The organism is Mesorhizobium sp. LCM 4576 (genome assembly GCF_001854815.1).
GTDB classification, from domain to species: Bacteria; Pseudomonadota; Alphaproteobacteria; order Rhizobiales; family Rhizobiaceae; genus Mesorhizobium; species Mesorhizobium plurifarium.
Genome location: NZ_MDDT01000007.1, coordinates 88,693 through 107,112, shown reverse-complemented (window position 1 = coordinate 107,112; position 18,420 = coordinate 88,693). Strand labels below are relative to the sequence as shown.

The 18,420-nt window shown below is 64.8% G+C and carries 18 protein-coding genes; 12 read left to right on the top strand and 6 right to left on the bottom strand.

All coding sequences use genetic code 11. The annotated features are described in order from the left end of the window. The first annotated feature begins 95 nt into the window (after window positions 1-95). From LCM4576_RS02670 to LCM4576_RS02615, 12 genes are all read left to right on the top strand, one after another. Window positions 96-1,238, top strand: a complete 1,143-nt coding sequence (locus LCM4576_RS02670) for an ABC transporter substrate-binding protein (protein ID WP_071030362.1) — start codon at window positions 96-98, stop codon at window positions 1,236-1,238. Further along, window positions 1,238-2,074, top strand: a complete 837-nt coding sequence (locus LCM4576_RS02665) for an IclR family transcriptional regulator (RefSeq protein ID WP_071030359.1) — start codon at window positions 1,238-1,240, stop codon at window positions 2,072-2,074. The genes LCM4576_RS02670 and LCM4576_RS02665 overlap by 1 nt, the downstream gene beginning before the upstream one ends. A gap of 42 nt (window positions 2,075-2,116) precedes the next feature. Further along, window positions 2,117-3,148, top strand: a complete 1,032-nt coding sequence (locus LCM4576_RS02660) for a sugar ABC transporter substrate-binding protein (protein ID WP_071030357.1) — start codon at window positions 2,117-2,119, stop codon at window positions 3,146-3,148. Between the two features lie 224 nt (window positions 3,149-3,372). Then, the gene (locus LCM4576_RS02655) at window positions 3,373-4,356 is read left to right on the top strand and encodes an ABC transporter permease (RefSeq protein WP_071030355.1); all 984 of its coding nucleotides are present in this window, start codon (window positions 3,373-3,375) and stop codon (window positions 4,354-4,356) included. Beyond that, window positions 4,346-5,878 (top strand): sugar ABC transporter ATP-binding protein, encoded by a 1,533-nt coding sequence (locus LCM4576_RS02650; protein WP_071030353.1) that lies wholly within the window; start codon window positions 4,346-4,348, stop codon window positions 5,876-5,878. The genes LCM4576_RS02655 and LCM4576_RS02650 overlap by 11 nt, the downstream gene beginning before the upstream one ends. A 63-nt stretch (window positions 5,879-5,941) precedes the next feature. Further along, on the top strand, window positions 5,942-6,937 hold the full coding sequence (locus tag LCM4576_RS02645; RefSeq protein ID WP_071030351.1) for an ABC transporter permease: 996 nt from the start codon (window positions 5,942-5,944) through the stop codon (window positions 6,935-6,937). 1 nt (window position 6,938) lies between these two features. After that, window positions 6,939-7,724, top strand: a complete 786-nt coding sequence (locus tag LCM4576_RS02640; RefSeq protein ID WP_071030562.1) for an SDR family NAD(P)-dependent oxidoreductase — start codon at window positions 6,939-6,941, stop codon at window positions 7,722-7,724. A gap of 19 nt (window positions 7,725-7,743) precedes the next feature. After that, complete coding sequence (locus LCM4576_RS02635; RefSeq protein ID WP_071030349.1) at window positions 7,744-8,949, top strand: CaiB/BaiF CoA-transferase family protein; 1,206 nt, start codon at window positions 7,744-7,746, stop codon at window positions 8,947-8,949. 2 nt (window positions 8,950-8,951) lie between these two features. Further along, window positions 8,952-9,734 (top strand): enoyl-CoA hydratase/isomerase family protein, encoded by a 783-nt coding sequence (locus LCM4576_RS02630; protein WP_071030347.1) that lies wholly within the window; start codon window positions 8,952-8,954, stop codon window positions 9,732-9,734. Then, window positions 9,731-10,744, top strand: coding sequence for a hypothetical protein (locus tag LCM4576_RS02625; protein WP_071030345.1), 1,014 nt, complete (start codon window positions 9,731-9,733; stop codon window positions 10,742-10,744). Before LCM4576_RS02630 ends, LCM4576_RS02625 begins: the two co-directional genes overlap by 4 nt. Continuing rightward, window positions 10,741-12,528 carry a CoA-transferase gene (locus tag LCM4576_RS02620; protein ID WP_071030343.1) on the top strand — a complete coding sequence of 596 codons (1,788 nt, stop codon included), beginning with the start codon at window positions 10,741-10,743 and terminating at the stop codon, window positions 12,526-12,528. Before LCM4576_RS02625 ends, LCM4576_RS02620 begins: the two co-directional genes overlap by 4 nt. 10 nt (window positions 12,529-12,538) lie before the next feature. Continuing rightward, window positions 12,539-13,387 carry an SMP-30/gluconolactonase/LRE family protein gene (locus LCM4576_RS02615; RefSeq protein WP_071030342.1) on the top strand — a complete coding sequence of 283 codons (849 nt, stop codon included), beginning with the start codon at window positions 12,539-12,541 and terminating at the stop codon, window positions 13,385-13,387. A 14-nt stretch (window positions 13,388-13,401) separates the two neighbouring features. Here the strand turns inward: LCM4576_RS02615 and pqqE are convergent, their stop codons facing one another. The 6 genes from pqqE to LCM4576_RS02585 all read right to left on the bottom strand — a co-directional run bounded on the left by pqqE (window position 13,402) and on the right by LCM4576_RS02585 (window position 18,355). Beyond that, window positions 13,402-14,547 carry a pyrroloquinoline quinone biosynthesis protein PqqE gene (gene pqqE / locus LCM4576_RS02610; RefSeq protein ID WP_071030340.1) on the bottom strand — a complete coding sequence of 382 codons (1,146 nt, stop codon included), beginning with the start codon at window positions 14,545-14,547 and terminating at the stop codon, window positions 13,402-13,404. Beyond that, window positions 14,544-14,840, bottom strand: a complete 297-nt coding sequence (pqqD, locus tag LCM4576_RS02605) for a pyrroloquinoline quinone biosynthesis peptide chaperone PqqD (RefSeq protein WP_040983845.1) — start codon at window positions 14,838-14,840, stop codon at window positions 14,544-14,546. The genes pqqE and pqqD overlap by 4 nt, the downstream gene beginning before the upstream one ends. After that, window positions 14,837-15,595: a pyrroloquinoline-quinone synthase PqqC gene (pqqC, locus tag LCM4576_RS02600; protein ID WP_071030339.1), complete on the bottom strand. Its 759-nt coding sequence runs from the start codon at window positions 15,593-15,595 to the stop codon at window positions 14,837-14,839. The genes pqqD and pqqC overlap by 4 nt, the downstream gene beginning before the upstream one ends. After that, window positions 15,592-16,530: a pyrroloquinoline quinone biosynthesis protein PqqB gene (gene pqqB, locus LCM4576_RS02595; protein ID WP_071030337.1), complete on the bottom strand. Its 939-nt coding sequence runs from the start codon at window positions 16,528-16,530 to the stop codon at window positions 15,592-15,594. Before pqqB ends, pqqC begins: the two co-directional genes overlap by 4 nt. A gap of 426 nt (window positions 16,531-16,956) precedes the next feature. Beyond that, on the bottom strand, window positions 16,957-17,787 hold the full coding sequence (locus tag LCM4576_RS02590; RefSeq protein WP_071030335.1) for a substrate-binding domain-containing protein: 831 nt from the start codon (window positions 17,785-17,787) through the stop codon (window positions 16,957-16,959). A gap of 43 nt (window positions 17,788-17,830) precedes the next feature. Continuing rightward, on the bottom strand, window positions 17,831-18,355 hold the full coding sequence (locus LCM4576_RS02585; RefSeq protein WP_082037135.1) for a c-type cytochrome, methanol metabolism-related: 525 nt from the start codon (window positions 18,353-18,355) through the stop codon (window positions 17,831-17,833). Between the last annotated feature and the right edge of the window lie 65 nt (window positions 18,356-18,420).

Genomic DNA, 18,420 nt, shown 5'->3' with positions numbered 1-18,420 from the left:
TTTGCGTATGTAAAAACTATTTGCTCAGGTAAAAATACCTGCTAGTGGTTTGCGGACCGGGCGCGTGGCCCGGTTCCAGGGAGGAATTGCCGGATATGACAAGACTGCGCGGTCTTGCGTGGGATCATCGACGTTGCTGGGGTCCGCTGGACGCCAGCGTCGCGCCTTATTGCGCCGCCAATCCCGGCCTGGAAATCGAATGGGACCGCCGCAGCCTCTATGAATTCGGCGAAGGCGCGCTGGGCCCGGTGCTCGGCGAATACGACCTGGTGGTGTTCGACCATCCCTTCATCGGCGACATCGCGCAGGATGGACTGATGGTGCCGTTCGACGCCTATCTGTCGGCGGAGCAGGTCCGTTTCTTCGAACAGGATTCCGTCGGTCCGTCCTGGCGGTCCTACGCGAAGAACGGACGCCAATGGGCGTTGCCGATCGACGCCGCCTGCCACGTCGCCTCGTATCGCCCGGACCTTCTGGAGCGCTACGGGCCGGCGCCGCGTACGCATGAAGAAGTGGTCGAGCTCGGCCGCCGCGCGCGCAAGGACGGCAAGTGGCTCGGTCTGCCTTTTGTGCCGACGGACGCGATGTGCCTGCTTCTGACGCTTGGACATCCGCAGGAAGATGGCGACCAGTTCATCGCGACGGACATGGTCGAGAAGGCCGTCGGGCAATTGCGCGAATTGGCAGCGCTGTCGCACCCGAACTCATCCGGATGGAATCCGATCCGCTGCTACGATCATATGATCGCGCATGACGACGTGGTCTATGTGCCGTTCGCCTTCGGCTATGTGAATTACGCCGCGAAAACCGACAGGCCGTATCTGCGCTTCGCCGACGTGCCGACCGCGCGATCGGCCGGCGCGCTGCTCGGCGGCGCCGGCATCGGCGTCAGCGCCCGGTCGAAGCACAAGCAGGCGGCGATCGATTACGCGCTGTTCCTATGCTCGCCCGACTATCAGCGCGGCGACTATGTGAAGTCGGGCGGACAGCCCGGGTCGCTGGCGGCGTGGAAGGATGCCGAGGTCAATCGTCTTTCCGGCGATTTCTTCTCCTCGACGTTGCGCACGATCGGCTCTTCCTATCTGCGTCCGACCCATCCGGGTTTCATCGCCTTCTTCCGCGACTGCGCGCCGCGCGCGGCCGCTGCGATTGCCGGCGACATCTCGGCCGCTGAACTCGCCGATCACGTCAACCGCCTCTATCGMGAAACCAGGCAACCGGAACGGAGCGTCGCGTGATGGCTGCCGGTATTGCCGAAACGCTCGAGGAAAGCGAAAGCGGCCGCAACGGATATCGCGTGCCGGCGGTGGAGAAGGCGCTGGACGTCCTGGAGTTCATGGCTGCAAGCGCCGATGCGATGACGCAGACCGAGATCGCGACCGGCCTTGGCAGGTCCATCCATGAGATCTACCGCATCCTGYTCTTGCTGGAGAAGCGCGGCTACCTGTTCCGCACGCAATCGGACCGCTTCCGGCTGTCGCTGAGGCTGTTCGAGCTGGCGCATATGCATCCGCCGGTGAACAGGCTGGTCGAATGCGCGCTGCCGGTGATGCGCGAATTGACCGCCAATGCCGATCAGAGCTGTCACCTGGTGGTGCGCGAGGGACAGAACGCCCTGGTGGTGCTGCAGATCGATTCACCGCTGCCGATGCGCTACTCGGTTGCGCTCGGATCGCATTTCCCGATCCTCGAAACCAGTTCCGGCGCGGTGCTGCTCGCCCATTCGAACCGGGCGGAGCGCGACCGCATCGTCGAGCGCATCGTCGCTGCCGGCGAAGGGCAGGGGACGCGCGAGGAAATCGAGGCGCGGCTGAACRAGGTGGCCAGGCTCGGCTACGAGATGCGCGCGTCGCTGGCCGTCGAGGGCTGCACCAACATCTCCATGCCCGTGCGCGACCATGTCGGCGCCGTCATCGCCGCGCTCACGGTGCCGCTGCTGCCGCAGAAGGCGGCGCGCTTCGACCGTCAAACCGTCTTCGAACGAACCCGGACCGCCGCCGAGAAGATATCGGCCGCGCTCGGCTGSGGCGAAGCCAACAGCTCTTCACGTGCCGACCCGGAACGGCGGGATTAACCGTTCAGCGACTGAGACAAACGAAAAACCTGGGAGAGAAAAATGCACTGGTCCAAATCAATCCTGCTCGCATCCGCGGCCATGCTGGCCATAGGCGCGGCGGCGGCGCGCGCCGAGAACATGCCCAAGCACATCGGCTACGTCACCAATTACGCCACGCATGAGTGGTACCAGAACGTCATCAAGGGCATGAAGGCGCACGGCAAGGAACTCGGGATCGACGTCGAGGTGCAGGACGCCAATCTCGACATAGCCAAGCAGGTCGCCGCGGCCGAAGACTTCATCGCCAAGGGCGTCGACGTGCTCATCATCACCCCGGTGAATGAGGAAGGCGTGGTGCCGCTGCTGCGTCAGGCCAAAGCCGCCAACATCCCGGTGGTGCTCGAGGGCAACCCGGTCAAGGGCATGACCACGATGGTCGCCATCTGCGACTACGACACCGGCTACTTCTCCGGCGTCGAGGCCGGAAAATATGCCAAGGAAAAGCTCGGCGGCGTCGCCAAGGTGATGAATGTCGGCCTGCCGCTGCTGTCGGCGACGGTGCTGCGCTCGCACGGCTTCATGGATGGGCTGAAGACCATCATTCCCGACGCGGTCATGGTGCATGACCTCGACGGCGGCGGCAATCCGGACCGCGCGCTGGAAGTCTCCTCGGCGGCGCTCGCCAAGAATTCCGACATCAACATCATCTACGGCATCAACGACTCCTCCTCGCTCGGCGGTCTGCAGGCCTGGAAGGCCGCCGGCAAGTCGCAGGACGGCCTGCTGACGGTCGGCACCGGCGGCGAAGGGCTCGCCTTCATCAACGCCATGCAGAACGAGCCGTCCTACCGCATCGAGGCCGCCATGTTCCCGGAAAAGGAAGGCTTCACCACCATCGACGCGGCGGTCAAGCTGTTCAACAACGAGCAGGTGCCGGAGCACATCGTCAGCCCGACCGCGCCGATGACTGGCGACGACTGGAAGAAATACTATGATTATGACGGCAAGACCCGCACCATCAAATGGGACGCCGTCAATGCGCTGCAGCCGCCGRCAAAGTGCATGAAGACCTCGGCCGACCTGAAGAAATAGGTCGATCGACACGGCCCTTCCCGCGATGCGGGAAGGGCTACCTGCCAGGCGCCGGTGGCCGGCAAGGACACGGAGCCGGCGCCTGACCTTAGAGCCGGATGATTTCAGGTCTKTTCGACCTGAAATCTGAATCCGTCCCTAAGTCCAAGAGATAGAGCATGATGTCGTCCGAAAACCGCTTCACACTTTTCGGCATCATGCTCTAGCGACGGAAACGGACTGACATGAGCGAGCTTACACACGCTTCCGCGCAGAAGCGTTTCATCGGCGGCCAGCTTCTCGGCAGCAGCCAACTGGTGCTGGGCGCCATCCTGGCGGTGCTTTGCATCGCCATCTCGATCGCGGCGCCTCAGTTCTATTCGGAGGCCAACATCATCGCCATCCTGCGCCAATGCGCGCTGGTGCTGATCGTCGCCTCGGGCATGACCATGCTCATCATCACCGCGGAGGTCGACCTGTCGGTCGGCGCTTCGCTCGCCTTTGTCGGCTGCATCGGCATGGCGGTGCTCAATTCCACCCACAGCCTTGCGCTCGGCATRCTGGCCGCACTTGCCTTTGCCGGCGGCGTTGGCCTGTTCAACGGGCTCGTCRTCACCAGGCTCAGGGTGAACTCGCTGATCGCCACCATCGGCACCATGATGATGCTGCAGGGCGGCGTCTATCTGTTCACGCGCGAAGCGGTRCAGAACCACAATCAGCTGGCAAGCTTCACCGATCTCGGCGCCGGCTATGTCGGCGCCGTGCCCGTCCCCGTCATTATCGCGGCGCTGATCTTCATCGTCGCCTATGTGACGCTGCGCTTCACCACGCTCGGCCGCTATCTCTACGCGGTCGGCGCCAATGAAAAAGCGGTGCGCCTGTCCGGCCTGCGTTCGGAACGGTTGAAGCTGCTTGCCTTCATCGTCACCGGCCTGTGCGTGGGCGTCGCCGGCATGATCCTGTCGTCATTGATGAATGCCGGCCAGCCGACCGCCGGGCGCGGCTTCGAGCTGACGGTGATCGCCGCCGTCATCCTCGGCGGCACCAGCCTGCTCGGCGGCCGCGGCTCGCTGTTCGGCACGCTGCTCGGCGTGCTGGTGCTCAAGGTGATCGACAACGGCATCATCATCCTCGGCTGGAACCAGGACCTGCAGATGGTGGTGCCGGGCATCGTCATCATCCTGGCGACCTATCTCGACATCATCCGGAACAAAGCCAATGTCCGTTGATTTCCTTCATCCCGGCGAAGGCGCGGCCATCGACACGAATGTGTCGGCGCTGGAAATGCGCGGCATCGGCAAGCGCTTTCCGGGCGTGGTGGCGCTGGACAATGTCGACTTCACCCTGGAGCCCGGCAAGATCCACGCCCTCATGGGCGAGAACGGCGCCGGCAAGTCGACGCTGATCAAGATCATGGCCGGCGTCTACGGCAAGGACGCCGGCACCATCCGCATGCGCGGACGCGAGGTCGACATCAAGTCGCCGCGCGACAGCCTGAAGGAAGGCATCAAGGTCGTGTTCCAGGAGATCGCGTTGATCTCCGAATTCACCGTTGCGGAAAACATCTTCCTCGAAGGCTATCCGACCGGCAGGACCGGCTCGATCGACTGGAAGAAGATCCGCGCCGACTCGGCGGCGCTGTTCAACCGCATCGGCTTCAACGTCGATCCGGCGGCGCGGACGGGATCGCTGCCGGTCAGCCAGCAGCAGATGGTCGAGATCGCGCGCGCGCTCGCCCACGAGGCGCGCGTGGTGGTGATGGACGAACCGACATCCTCGCTGACGCCGAATGAAGTCTCGCTGCTGTTCACCGTCATCCGCCGCTTGGCGGCGCTCGGCATCGCCGTGGTCTATGTCAGCCACAAGCTCGACGAGGTGTTCGAGATCGCCGACACGGTGACAGTGCTGCGCGATGGACGCCACATCTCGACCAAACCGATCGGCGAGCACACCAATGATACGCTGATCCAGGACATGATCGGCCGTCGGATCGACAACCTCTTTCCCCGCCAGCGCGGCGCGGCAGGCAGCAAGGTGGCGCTGTCGGTTGAGAAGCTCAGCACGGCGAAGAAACTGATCGACGTGTCCTTCGAGGCGCGCGCCGGCGAGGTGCTCGGCTTCTTCGGCTTGATGGGCGCCGRCCGGACCGAGCTCGCTAAGGCGATCGTTGGCTACGATCYGATCGCTTCGGGCACCGTCACAGTCGACGGTCAGCGGCTGGCACCGCATGACACGCGCACCGGTGTGCGGCTCGRCATTGGCCTGCTCACCGAGGACCGCAAGAGCGAAGGCCTGATGGGCGAGCTGCCCGTCTACCAGAACGCCAGCCTCGCGTCGCTCGGCGGGTTCGCGCGGTTGGGCTTCGTCGACAAGGCGAAAGAGCATCAGGCGGTGCAGGACTATGTCGACCGCTTCCGCATCAAGACGCCCAGCCTGTTCCAGCAGATCAAGAACCTGTCGGGCGGCAACCAGCAGAAGGTGCTGATCTCGCGCTGGCTGATGCGCGGCCTGAAGGTCATCGTCGTCGACGAGCCGACGCGCGGCATCGATGTCGGCGCCAAGTCGGAGATCTTCGCGCTGATCGACCGGCTGGCCGGCGAGGGCCTGGCGGTCGTCATGATGACGTCGGAGATGCCGGAGCTGCTCGGCCTTGCCGACCGGATCGCGGTGATGTGCGAAGGCCGTCTGACCGCGATAATGCCGCGCGAGGAAGCCACGCAGGAGAAGATCCTCAATGCGGCGATCGGATAGAACCATGACACATCGTCTCGGCATTCCTTGCGATCCGCGCCATCCCTTCGAAGGAGGCAAGCGATGAGCCTTGCAAGCACGGCGCCCGCAAAAGCCCCGCCATCCCTGCTGGCGCGGCTCTTTGCCCGGCAGGAGCTCGCGCTGCTCGTCTGCTTGATCCTGGTGCTGGCGTTCTTTTCCGTCACCGTCGAGAATTTCTTCTCCGTGCGCAACATGACCAACGTGCTCGGGCAGGCCTCGCTGGCGCTCACCGCCGGCATCGGCTGCGCCATCGTCTTCATTTCCGGCGAGGTCGACATCTCGATCGGCTCGCTGCTGGCGACCATCGCGCTGCCGCTGATCATCATCATGAACGACACCAATTCGCTGCTGCTCGGCGTCAGCGGCGCGCTGCTGTTCGGCCTGATTATCGGGGTGGTGAACGGCTATCTCGTCGCCTATGCCGGCATCAACTCGCTGATCGTGACGCTCGGCACCATGTTCATCATGCGCGGCGGCGTCTATCTCTACACCGGCCAGCGCGCGATCCCCGACGACGCCAGCCTAGACAGCTTCATCGCGCTCTCCGACGGGCGCCTGTTCAACATCATCCCCTATTCGGCGGTGATCGCCATCGTGCTGCTTGCCGCCTTCGGCTACATGATGCAGCACCGGCCGTTCGGGCGGCAGATCTATGCCGTCGGCGGCAACCAGGAAGTGGCGCGGCTGGCCGGCTACGACGTGCGGCGCGTGAAGTTCATCTGCTTCATCATCAGCGCGCTGCTGGCGACGGTCGCCGGCATCATGCTGGCGGCGCGCGTCGGCTCGGCGCAGCATACGGCGGGRCTCAATTTCGAATTCCAGGTCGTTGCCGCGACCGTGCTCGGCGGCGTCAGCCTTGCCGGCGGCATCGGCAGCCTGACCGGCATGGCGCTCGGCGTGCTGATCCTGCAGTTCCTGTCCAACGGCCTGCGCGGGCTCGGCCTGCCAACCGAATGGCAACTGGTCATCACCGGCATGATCATCATCGCCGCGGTCGCCTTCGACGAAGCGAAGCGCAGGCGCGCGAATGGAGGCTGACATGGCTCGTCTTGAAGGAAAAACCGCCGTCATCACCGGCGCCGCCGACRGCATCGGCCACGCGATCGCCGAGGCGATGGCRCGCGAAGGGGCGCATGTCTTTCTCGGYGATATCGCCGATGAGGCCGGCGAGACGTTCGCCGCAGCACTTCGCGCGGCCGGCCGCCGCGCCGACTATGTCCATTGCGACGTTTCGCAGGAGGCCGATATCGCCGGCCTGATCGAGAGCGCGGTGAAGAAGACCGGACATCTCGATATCCTGGTCAACAACGCCGCCATCGCCATCGGCGGCATGCCGGTGCACGAGATGACCGACGAGCAATGRCACAGGCTGATCGCCGTCAACCTCACCAGCGTGTTTCGCGGCTGCAAATACGCGCTACCGCACATGATCGCGCAGAAGTCAGRCTCGATCATCAACATGGCCTCGGCGCAGGGCCATATCGGCCTCGACGGCTGGACCGCCTATGCCGGCGCCAAGGGCGCGGTGATGGCGATGACGCGCCAGATGGCGGTCGAGTTCGGCCCGATGAACATCCGCGTCAACTCGATCTCGCCGGGCACCATCAACACGCCGATGAACGACAGGCTGATCAAGGAGATCGGCGGCAGCCTCGCCAAGGCCTGGGTCAAGATGCATCCGCTCGGCCGCATCGGCGAGCCCTCCGAAGTGGCCGAGGCCGCCGTCTATCTGGCTTCCGATGCGGCCGGCTTCACCACCGGCACGGACCTGCGCGTCGATGGCGGGCTGACGGCAGCACCCCGCTACGTTCCCGAACTGCTTTGAACACGAAACGAGACATGACATGAACAAGGCCCTCGAAGGCGTCCGCATCCTCGACTTCAGCCATCTGCTGCAGGGGCCGTTCGCCACGCAGTTGCTCGGCGACATGGGCGCCGACGTCATCAAGATCGAGCGCGCCGGCGCCGGCGACATGTTCCGCGGCATGACCTTCTTCGCCAAATGGGTGGGCGGCTCCGAGAGCCCGAACTTCCTCGCCTGGAACCGCAACAAGCGCTCGATCGCGCTCAACCTGAAGAGCCGCAAGGTGCATGCCATCATCATGGAGATGGCGAAAAGCGCCGACGTCGTGGTGCAGAATTTCCGTCCCGGCGTGCTCGCCAAGCTCGGTTACGGCTACGAGGACTTCAAGGCCGTCAATCCGCGCATCATCTACTGCTCGGGTTCGGGCTACGGCGAGGAAGGCCCTTATGTCGAGCGCCCAGGACAGGACATGCTGATCCAGGGATTGGCGGGGCTCATCGCCAACACCGGTCGCGGCGATCAGGCTCCGGTTCCCGCCGGCGCGGGGCTCGCCGACCAGATCGGCGCCATGAACATGGTCTACGGCATCCTCTCGGCGCTCTACTATCGCGAAAAGACCGGCAAGGGGCAGAAGATCGAGGTCAACCTGCTGRCCGGCCTCTTGGYGCATCTCAACCAGGWATATGTCGCGGTGCTCAATCTCGGCGAGGATTTCGTGCGGCCRAATTCCGGCATCGGCCACCCCGGCATGCAGGCGCCGTTCGGCATCTACGAGACGAAGGATGGCGGCTACGTGTCGATCGCCATGAGCCCGTTCAAGACGCTCTACGATGTTCTGGAAGCGCCGCAGCTCGCCGTCTATGACGACCTCAAGACCTTGTTCGACAAGCGCGACGAGGTGTTCGAGAAGGTCAACGCCGAGACGAAGAAATTCGCCACGCAGGATTTGCTGGCGCGGCTTCTCAAGGCCGACATCTGGTGCGCCGAGGTGAAGGACATCCGTCGCGCGGCGGAAGACCCTCAGGTCACGCATATGGGCATGATCACCAGCTACGAGCATCCGCGCGGYGGCAAGGTGCGGGTGGTGGCGCCCGCGGTCAAGATGAGCGAGACGCCCGCGACCATCGAGCGGCCGGCGCCGCTGGTCGGCCAGCATGGCCGCGAGATCCTGGCCGAGTTCGGCCTTTCGAAGGAAGAGATCGCGGCGCTCGAGGCGTCCGGCGACATGACCGTGGACGCGGCCTGACGATGGGCACCTACCAGACGCTTACGGTCGAAACCCACGATCGCGTCGCGGTCGTGACTTTCCGCCGCGCCGACCAGCTCAACGCCATGAACCGGCTGATGCAAGGCGAGATCACGGAGGCGTTCGAGGCGCTGTCCGCCGATGCGGGCGTCGGCGCGATCGTGGTGACCGGCGAGGGGCGCGGCTTCATGGCCGGCGCCGACATCAAGGAATATGCYGCGCAGACCGCGGCCGAGTTCGACACGTTCCAGGCTGCCGGCACGCGCATGTACGCGGCGATCGAGGACAACCGAAAGCCTGTGATCGCGGCGGTCAACGGCTTCGCGCTGGGCGGCGGCATGGAGCTGGTGCTGTGCTGCGACATCGTCATCGCCAACCAGTATGCGAAACTCGGCCTGCCGGAGATCAAGCTCGGGCTGATTCCCGGCGGCGGCGGTACGCAGCGCAGCGTCGCCAAGCTCGGCCGCAACCGCGCCAATCTGCTGCTGATGACCGGCGCCATCGTGCCTGCCTCGGAATTCGTCGGCGCCGGCCTGGTCAACGAGATCGTCGAAGTCGAAAAGCTGATGCCGCGCGCGCTGGAACTGGCAGGGATGATCGCCGCCGAACCCGTCGCCGCGATCGAAGGCCTGAAAGCCCTGACGGCGCATGCCGTGTCGGGCGATCTGGGTGAGGGCCTTGCGATGGAGCGCAACATATTGGGCGGCCTCTACCGCAGCGAGACCGGCCAGCGGCGCGTCAAGGAGTTCGCCGAGAGGAGCGCCGTGAAGAAGGCCGGCTCATGAGCGGCGACGATTATCGCGGCCTCGRCTGGGCGCATGGCGCGCTGACCGTGCAGCGGCTCGGCGCGATGCTGGCGCCGGTCACATTCGTGCTGGCCGATGGCCGGCAAGTCTCGCCGATGCATATCGCACCCTGGGCAAACGAGCCGGAGTCRGAAACGCTGCCAGGTATACTGCGCAAGCTGCGCGGCGAATGGCCGTGCGTGCCCTTCGGCTATTCGGTGTCTGCCGACGGGTGGCCCGCGACCTGGGCGCGCGTCATGGGACCGCCGGGTCCTGACGAAGAAGTTCATGGCCACAGCTCCAACCATGACTGGACCTGGCGCGACAGCCCCCGTGGGTCGCTTTCGCTGGCGCTTGCCTATCCTGAGACAAGYCCGGTCGAGCGTGTGGAGCGGACGATAAGGCCCGATCCGTCGGCGCCGGCCGTCGACATCGAATTCAGGATATTCGTCCGYCGCGCTTGCCGCCTGCCGATCGGCCTGCATCCGGTGTTCCGGCTACCGTTCGAGACGGGCGCCGCCACACTCGAGCTTGATGGCTTCGACGAAGGCCGCACCTATCCGCACGATGTCGAACCAGGCGCGGAGCTGTTTGCCAGGAACAAATCGTTCTTCGAACTGGCCGCCGTGCCGGTGCGCGCTGGGAATACGATCGACGCCTCCCGCTTGCCTCTGGCGGCCGCCACGGAGGAGTTGCTGCAGATCGAAGGCGTCGACGGTATCGCGGCGCTCGTCAACCATGAGGACGGCTACCGGGTGCAGCTTTCCTGGCAGAAGGAGCACCTCCCGAGCCTTCTGCTCTGGTACTCCAACCGCGGCCGCAAGGCGGCGCCCTGGAACGGGCGTCATGTGGCGATCGGCGTCGAGCCGATCTGTTCGCCCTTCGGGCTCGGTCCGGCGACCGCGCTGGCCGACAATCCGATCGCGCAATCCGGCATAGCGACGGCGCTGGACTTCTCGCCCGAGAAACCGTTCGTGACCCGCTACCGCATCGAGGCATCGGCGCTGTGACAGATTTCAGGTCAGTTTCCCTGGTCAAGCCGAACCGGCCGCGCTTAACCGATATCGAGGGGCTGGCGGCGATGGTTGGCGATGGCGATGCTTTCGGCGTCGGCGGCCATCACTTCGCCCGGTTGCCGATCGCCTTGCTGCGCGCTATCGCCGCGTCCGGCGTGAAAGATTTGCGCTACGTCTCCTGGGCCGGCGGCCTGCCGCTCGAACTGCTGCTCGAGGCGGGCGCGGTGGCGGAAATCGACCTCTGCTTTTCCAGCCTGGATAYCTTCGGGCTGCCGCCGAAGTTCCGTACGGCCGCCGAGAGCAGCGCGATCCCGGTCCGTGATTGGACGGCACTAGCCATGATCCAGGCGCTGCGGGCGGCCCAGCAGAACCTGCCCTCGATGCCGTTCCAGCTTCCTCAAGGGTCCGACATGCTGGCGCGTGTGCCGTGCGCGGTCGCCAGGCCCGATCCGCTTGCCGGGACCGATACCGGGTTTGTCCCGCCGCTCGGGCTCGACACCTTCATCGTCCACGCCCAGCGCGCCGACGAAAGCGGCAATGTCGAGATCATCGGACCGCGGGCGCTGGACTTCGCCATGGCCGGAGCGGCACGCCAGGTGCTGGTCACGGTCGAAGAGGTCGTGCCGGTCGGGTCGCTGCGGCGGGATGGCCGCCAGAGCGTGCTTACCCGCAACCAGGTTTCGGCGATAGCGCTGGCCCCGGGCGGCGCCTACCCGGCCTCGTGCCTGCCGTTCTACGTCACCGATTATCAGGCGTTGTYGGAGGCGTTCGCGACCAAGGGCGCGGCYTTGTCGGAGAAGCTCCGCGTGCCAGTGGATGGCCTGCCGGAGCTGGTTGAAAAGGCGGCCAAAGTCAGCGCCGAAACAGTCCTCGCGATGCCCGCATCGGTGCAGGGCGAAAGGGAAGCATCCGTCGACGAGATCATCGCCGCGCGGATCGCCGCCGAGCTCGACAATGAGAGCTTCGCCAGCGCCGGGGCGGTGTCGCCGCTCGCCAATGTCGCCTACCGGCTGGCCAAGGCGACGCACGCGCCGGACATGATCATCGCGACGATGAGCTGCGGCCACCTCGACATCGCGCCGAGCCCGATGGTGCTGTCGCTGATCGAGAGCCTCGATTGCGAGACGGCGGTGGCGCATGCCGGCGGCGACGACACCTACTCGACCTATTACCAGGCGGGCGCGGTGACGCATGAGATCGTCGGCGCCGCGCAGGTCGACCGGCACGGCCGCGTCAACACCATCGCGTTGCGCAAGCCGAGCGGCGGCCTCATCCGGCTGCCGGGGCAGGGCGGCATGGCCGACGTAGCCAACATGCATCGCGACTACCTGCTCTATGTCCCCCGCCATTCGGTCCAGTCGCTGGTTAGCGATGTCGAGATCGCAAGTTCCGCCCGCGGCCTGCTGACGCCGGCCGAACGCGAGCCGATGGGCTACCGCACCGGCAAGGCGCTGGTCTTCACCGATCTCTRCATCTTCCGGCTCGACCAGACATCCAGGGAGTTGATCGTCATCGAAACCATGCCGGGTGTCACCCGGCAGCAGATCCGTGAAGCCACAGGGTTCGAAGTGACATTCGATGCCGAATGCCGCGAGGTGCCGACGCCTTCCGAGGAGACGCTGTGGGTGCTGCGGAACCGCATCGACCCGCTTGGCCTGCGTCGTCTGGAATTCGTCAGCGCCAAGGAGCGCGGCGCGCTCATCGCCGAGATACTCGCGGCCGACCGCGCCATGGTCGAGCGCTGCATCGCCGCGCAAAGGTTGACTGCCGCAAGCTGAGGAGCGTTCCATGGCAAAACCATTGCTCGACATGTCCGCCGCCCGGGTCTTCTTCGACGGCATCTTCACCAATCCGCGCGTCGCGCATCCGGAGGGCGTGRCAGTCCACCGCGACGGATCGATCTGGTGCGGCACCGAAACCGGYGATCTCCTGCGGCTGGCGGCAGATGGCGGTTCGGTTGAGCGCATGGGCGGCACGGACGGCTTTTTGCTCGGCATTGCCTTCGACAGTGCTGGCAACTGCTTTGCCTGYGATCTCCGGCATGCCGCGATCTTCCGCTGGGATGCCGCGACGGGCCACATGGAGCGCTTCGCTTCGTCCGGCATCCGCGTGCCGAACTATCCGGTCATCGACGAGGCGCGAGGCTGGCTCTACGTGTCTGACAGTGTGGGCGAGGACAAACGTTCGGGCATCTTCCGCTACGATCTTCGGACGGGTGAGGGCGGCCTGTGGTGTCGGGAAGCGATGTCCTTCGCCAACGGCATGGCCATGGCGCCGGACGCCAACGGGCTCTATGTGGTTGAGAGCGATGCGCCCTGCATCAGCTATGTGYCGATCCTCACCGATGGTACGGCAGGACCCCGGCAGATCATCGTCGAAGACGTGCGCAATGTGCCGGACGGGCTCGCCTTCGCCCCCGACGGCTCGCTGCTCATCTCATGCTACGAGCCGAGCCGCATCTATCGCTGGCGAAAGGACAGCGGTCTCGAAGTGCTAATCGAGGATCCGGCGGCGACGACGCTGGCGCATCCCACCAACATCGCGTTCAAGGGCGACAAGCTCTATACTGCGAACCTCGGACGCTGGCACATCACCGAGATCGATCTGGCGGCGGTTGCGGGCCTGAGCGGCGCTTAGACCCGCCGCGGCTGTCATCGGCGGGCAGGCTCAAGAGCGCGTGTCGGGTCGCGTTGTGGCGAGCCGATCCGCCGGAAAATGAAGCTTTCATTTCCCTCCGGCRCTGCCTCCGCGTGCGCGGCGTCGGTCAGCATCGCCATTCGATTGTGGATCGGCGACTTGACGCAGGCCGGATCCGTTGCGGCGGCATCGCCGGCAATCGCCATCGCCTGACACCTGCAGCCGCCCCAATCGATCTCGCGGCGCTCGCAGCTTCGGCACGGTTCGCGCATCCAGTCAGTGCCGCGGAAGGCGTTGAAGGCCGGTGAGTCGTCCCAGATTTCGGCGAGCTTGCGGTCCCCGAAGCGCTCGAAGCGGAGCGAGGGAATCGTCTGGGCGGCATGGCACGGCAACACGGTGCCGTCGGGAGCCACCATGAAGGCGTCGCGCGCCCAGCCGCCCATGCATGGCTTGGGGTAGATGGCGAAATAATCCGGCGTGACGAAATCGATGGTCATGATGCCGGCGAGCCTTTCGCGCGCCGCCGCGACGATGTCCGCCTGTCGGTTGACCGCCGCCAGGTCGGGCATCAGCCTTTCGCGGTTGGCGAGCGCCCAACCGGCATATTGGACGTTGGCGATCTCGAGCCGCTCCGCATCCAGCGAAAGGGCGAGGTCGATGAATTCCGGCACTTCCTCGATATTGTGCCGATGGACCGGCGCGTTGATGGTGAGGGGGAGCCCGGCCGCGCGGGCGCGGTGCGCCGTCTCCAGCTTCTTCTCGTGGCTGCCCTGATGGTTGCCGATACGGTCGGTGGTCACTGGGCGGGCACCCTGGAAGCTCAGTTGCAAATGGTCGAGACCGGCTTCGGCAAAGGCCTCGATGCGGCCTTCGGCAATGCCGACGCCGGCAGTGATGAGGTTGGTGTAGACGCCGCGCGCCGAAAGCCCGGCGATCAATTGCTCGAGGTCGCGGCGCAGCGTCGGTTCGCCGCCGGAAAGATGCACCTGCAGGACACCGAGATCGGCGGCCTGCGAGAAGAGATCGAGCCAGGTCTGCGTGTCCAATTCGCGGTTGGCCTTCAACAGTTCGAGCGGGTTGGAGCAATAGGGACACTGCAGCGGGCAGCGATGCGTCAGCTCCGCCAGCATGCCGATCGGAGGCAGAGTGGGCTCGCTCATAGCTTCACCAGGAGCTTGTCCGACCATTCCTGCAGGAAGGCGACGACGTCGGCCGCCACGTCCTGCGGATCCGCGTCATAGTCGGCCGCAAGATCGGCGATGATGCGCTCGACGCTGGACCGGCCGTCGCAGCGGCGCAGAATGTCGAGGCTGATCTCGTTCGGCCAGAACACCTTCTCCGGCGAAAGCACGGCGAAGGCCTGCCGCACGGGGTCGTGCTGTATGCGCACATGCCTGGGCAGCGATGGCACCGACCGCGGCGATACGATGGCTCTTTCGCGCTGTGCTGTCATAAGGCCGCCTCCGGGCGGAAGGCGCCGGGCGGTATGTTTCCCGGCGCGCCATAGGCATGCTGGAGCGCATCGAGCATGGCCCAGAGTATATCGCATTTGAACACCAGCGCATCGATCGCCTGCTGCTGGCGTTCAGCCGTGTCGGCATGAGCGAGAACATAGGCGAGGGCGAAGTCGGCGTCGCGTGATGCCTGTTCGGGTCGCCGGCTGAAATAAGCCAGCGTGTCCTCGGTGATGTAATCGTATTTCGCCAGCATCGCCGGCACCCGCTCGCCGATGATGGTTGGCGAGAACATCTCGGTCAGCGACGATGCGACCGACTCGAGCAGCGTCCGGTTCGTGCAGAAGGAAAGATAGGCGCCGACGGCGAAGCGGGTCGCCGGCAGCGCCAGCCTTTCGCTTTTGACCGCTTCGGCATCAAGGCCGAGCGAAGTCGCCAGATGCAGCCAGCGCGCGATGCCGCCGCTCCAGCCGTCCTCGCCGTCATGATCCTCGATGCGCTTGCGCCAGGCGGCGCGGAACGCCGGATCCTCGGCATGTGCCAGGATCATGGCGTCCTTGCGCGGAATGACGGCCTGGTAGCAATAGCGGTTCAGCGCCCAGGCCTGCATTTCGATTTTCGACAGGGCGCCGCTGGTCATCCTGTGATGGAAAGGATGGCGGTTGTGGTAGCGCTCGTCGCCCACCTGCCGCAGCACGGCTTCGAGCCCGCTCTTGGAGAGGCCGCCTCGGGCCGGGTCGTGGAAATCGCTCAAAATTCCATCTCCATGCCGTCGGCGGCGACTTCCCAGCCAGCCGCCTTGACCGCCGCGTGTTCGGCGGAATTCTCGTCCAGAACAGGATTGGTGTTGTTGATATGGATGAAGATGCGGCGACCGATCTTCACATCGGCCAGGCCGGCGATCGAACCCGCTTCTCCCGACATTGCGATGTGCCCCATGCGCGCGCCGGTTTTCTGGCCGACACGGGCGGTGATCATCTCGTCGTCCGTGTAGACGGTGCCGTCGAACAGAAGGCAGGCGGCGTCCGCCAGGCGCATGCGCAGCGCGGCGTCGATGCGCGCGCAGCCCGGAACATAGAACACGGCGCCGCGACCGTCGGCCCCGCTGATGCGGACGCCGATCGTGTCGCCCGTGTCGGAGCTGAAGTCGGCGCCGGGATCGCCTCCTTGCTCGAGATAGAGCGCGACCTTGCCTGGCACCGGAAAGCTGCCGACGACCACGCCGGTCGGGTGGCCGTCCGCGCCGCGGATCGCCACTTCCTCCATCGGCGCCAAGAGGCGCCGAGGCACGATCGACGGATCGAGAACATTGAAGATCGAATTGGCCTCAAGCGTCGCCAGCACCTGCGCGCTCGCATAGATCGCGAAAGGCTGTCGCTCACGAAGGCTGAGCAGGCCCGCGACATGGTCCACGTCGGCATTGGTCAGCACCACCGCGCGGATAGGCGTCGAACGCAGCGGTGCGTCCGCCGCGGGCTGCAACTCGGGCGCTTGCGCAATCTGCTGACGGATGTCGGGCGATGCGTTGAAGAGAACCCAGCCTTTCCCGTCCGCCGAGGCGGCGATGGACGATTGGGTACGCGAATGCACGCCAGGCATGCCGGCGCGGGCCGCGCGGCTCAGGCGGTAATTGCAGTTCCATTGCGGAAAGCCGCCTCCCGCCGCCGATCCGATGATCTTCACGCGCATGCCAAATGCCCGCTCCGCGGCCCATCCGACCGGCTTGTCGGCGGCAGGCAGCTTCGTATCCGTGTTTCCCRCTGCAAAGCCCTCACGTGAGGCGGGGTGCATGCCCCTGCTGCCAGGGACATGCACCCTTGCGGCCTACTTCCTGGGAGGAATTTCAGCAGGCAGATACCGCGAAATTTCGAAGCCCGCAGCGACCTGGCACATGGTCGGTTTCTTCCAGCTCTTCTTCATCGCATTCTCCTCTTCTGCCAGCCCGAATGGGCCGGTCATGTCGTTGGCGCCATTGCGGGCGGGTGCAATGGCTCGTCCATCACTTCACAAATGGACAAATGAAACACCGGGTTCTCAAACAACTAAAAGAAACTATCCGCATCGAAGATCGGTTCCTTCCCTCCATCGCCTCTGYCGTTCTCGCTCCCATCGAGGTTACCCCGGCGTCGCCGTGATCGGGTTGTCATGCTCATCGATCAGCGGCACGTTGTAGTCGAGCAGCAGCTTGTTGATCTCCGCCTGGTTCTCACGGATCACCTTGTTGAGGGTACGCTTCCATTCCTGGTCGGATGGACGCACTCCCATGGTGATGCGGTAGGACATGCGCGAACCGGTCTTTTCCTTGACCAGCGGAACGATCGCGACATTCGCGCCGAGCTGCCTGACATAGTAGCCCGCCATCGGCCCCCACAGGATCGCCGCGTCGATCTTGCCGGCGAGCATGTCCTTGATCATGACCTCTCCCATCGACGGCGTGACGCGCGTGTCGACGGCCAGCGGGTAGATCTTTGCCGTCCGCAAAAGCTTGTTGGCGGCCATGTTGGCGGTCGGCGGCGTGCGTTCGACGACGCCGATCCGCTTGCCGGTGAGTTTCGGATCCTCGATCGTCTCGACACCTTCGAGGCCGTCGCCCTTGGGATGCACAAGCACATAGGAAGAGCGATAATAGGCATTGGTGTTCTGCACCAGCTCATCGCCCTGAGCGTAGCCCATGATGACGTCGCATCGGTTGGCGGCAAGCGTGTTGCGCACGAAGCCGATCACGGTCGGAAACCAGGTGTAGGCGACTGACTTGCGCCCCGTCTTCCTGGCGACCAGCTCGGCCAGCTTGTTTTCGAATCCCTGGCCGTTCTGGTCGGTGAAGGGCATGTTGGAAGGATCTGCGCAGACGCGCAGAATGTCGGGATCGACCAGCTCTCCCGCGGCGCCGAGGCCGGCGCCTTGCGCCCAGGCAGCCGATGGCAGCAAGGCGAGCGCGCCGAGCATGGGCAGAACGAAACGTGGCTTCGATGCAACCCGGCCTGTCACGTCATCCCCCCATGCAGGATTTTTCGGCATCCTTGGCCGCTTGGGGTTTGTCCTCGTGCTTGGGCGGCCTGCCGCGCGGCGCGGCGCCGTCGGCGCGGGCGCGCAGATAGACGTAGAGGTCATCCAGGTAGCAATAGACGTTCTTGTTGTCGCCAAAGGCCGGCATGACATTCTCCTTGCCGTTGGCGGTGTTCTTGCGGCCCTGGGCGACGATCGAGAGGAAGGTAGGGTAGTCGATCGTTTTAAGGCTGTTCGCCAGGGCCGGGGCATAGGTCGAACCCATCCCGTCCTGTCCGTGGCAGACATGGCAGTCCGAGTGATAGCGGCGATAGCCGCTGAACGTATACCAATCCACGGTTCCGTTCTCGATCTTGAAGGTTGGGTTTCCATCCGCATCCAAATATTTGCCGCCCTCGTCCTTCACCGCCTTGGCTTTGTCGGCGCTGTCCTCGGCCTGCGCCGACGTCGGGCCGGCCAAAGGCAGAAGGGCCAGGGCGAGAACGGAAATTGCGATGCGGATGGACATTCAGACACTTCCTTATTTTGCCAAGGACGAAGGGTTGCCGTCGCGACGCGGCGTTGTTGACCGGT

Excerpts from the sequence above, each read along its gene's own strand:
- pqqD (WP_040983845.1), bottom strand. The coding sequence starts at position 14,840 with ATGACAGCACAGCGCGAAAGAGCCATCGTATCGCCGCGGTCGGTGCCA.
- pqqB (WP_071030337.1), bottom strand. The coding sequence starts at position 16,530 with ATGCGCGTGAAGATCATCGGATCGGCGGCGGGAGGCGGCTTTCCGCAA.
- LCM4576_RS02590 (WP_071030335.1), bottom strand. The coding sequence starts at position 17,787 with ATGCTCGGCGCGCTCGCCTTGCTGCCATCGGCTGCCTGGGCGCAAGGC.
- LCM4576_RS02585 (WP_082037135.1), bottom strand. The coding sequence starts at position 18,355 with ATGTCCATCCGCATCGCAATTTCCGTTCTCGCCCTGGCCCTTCTGCCT.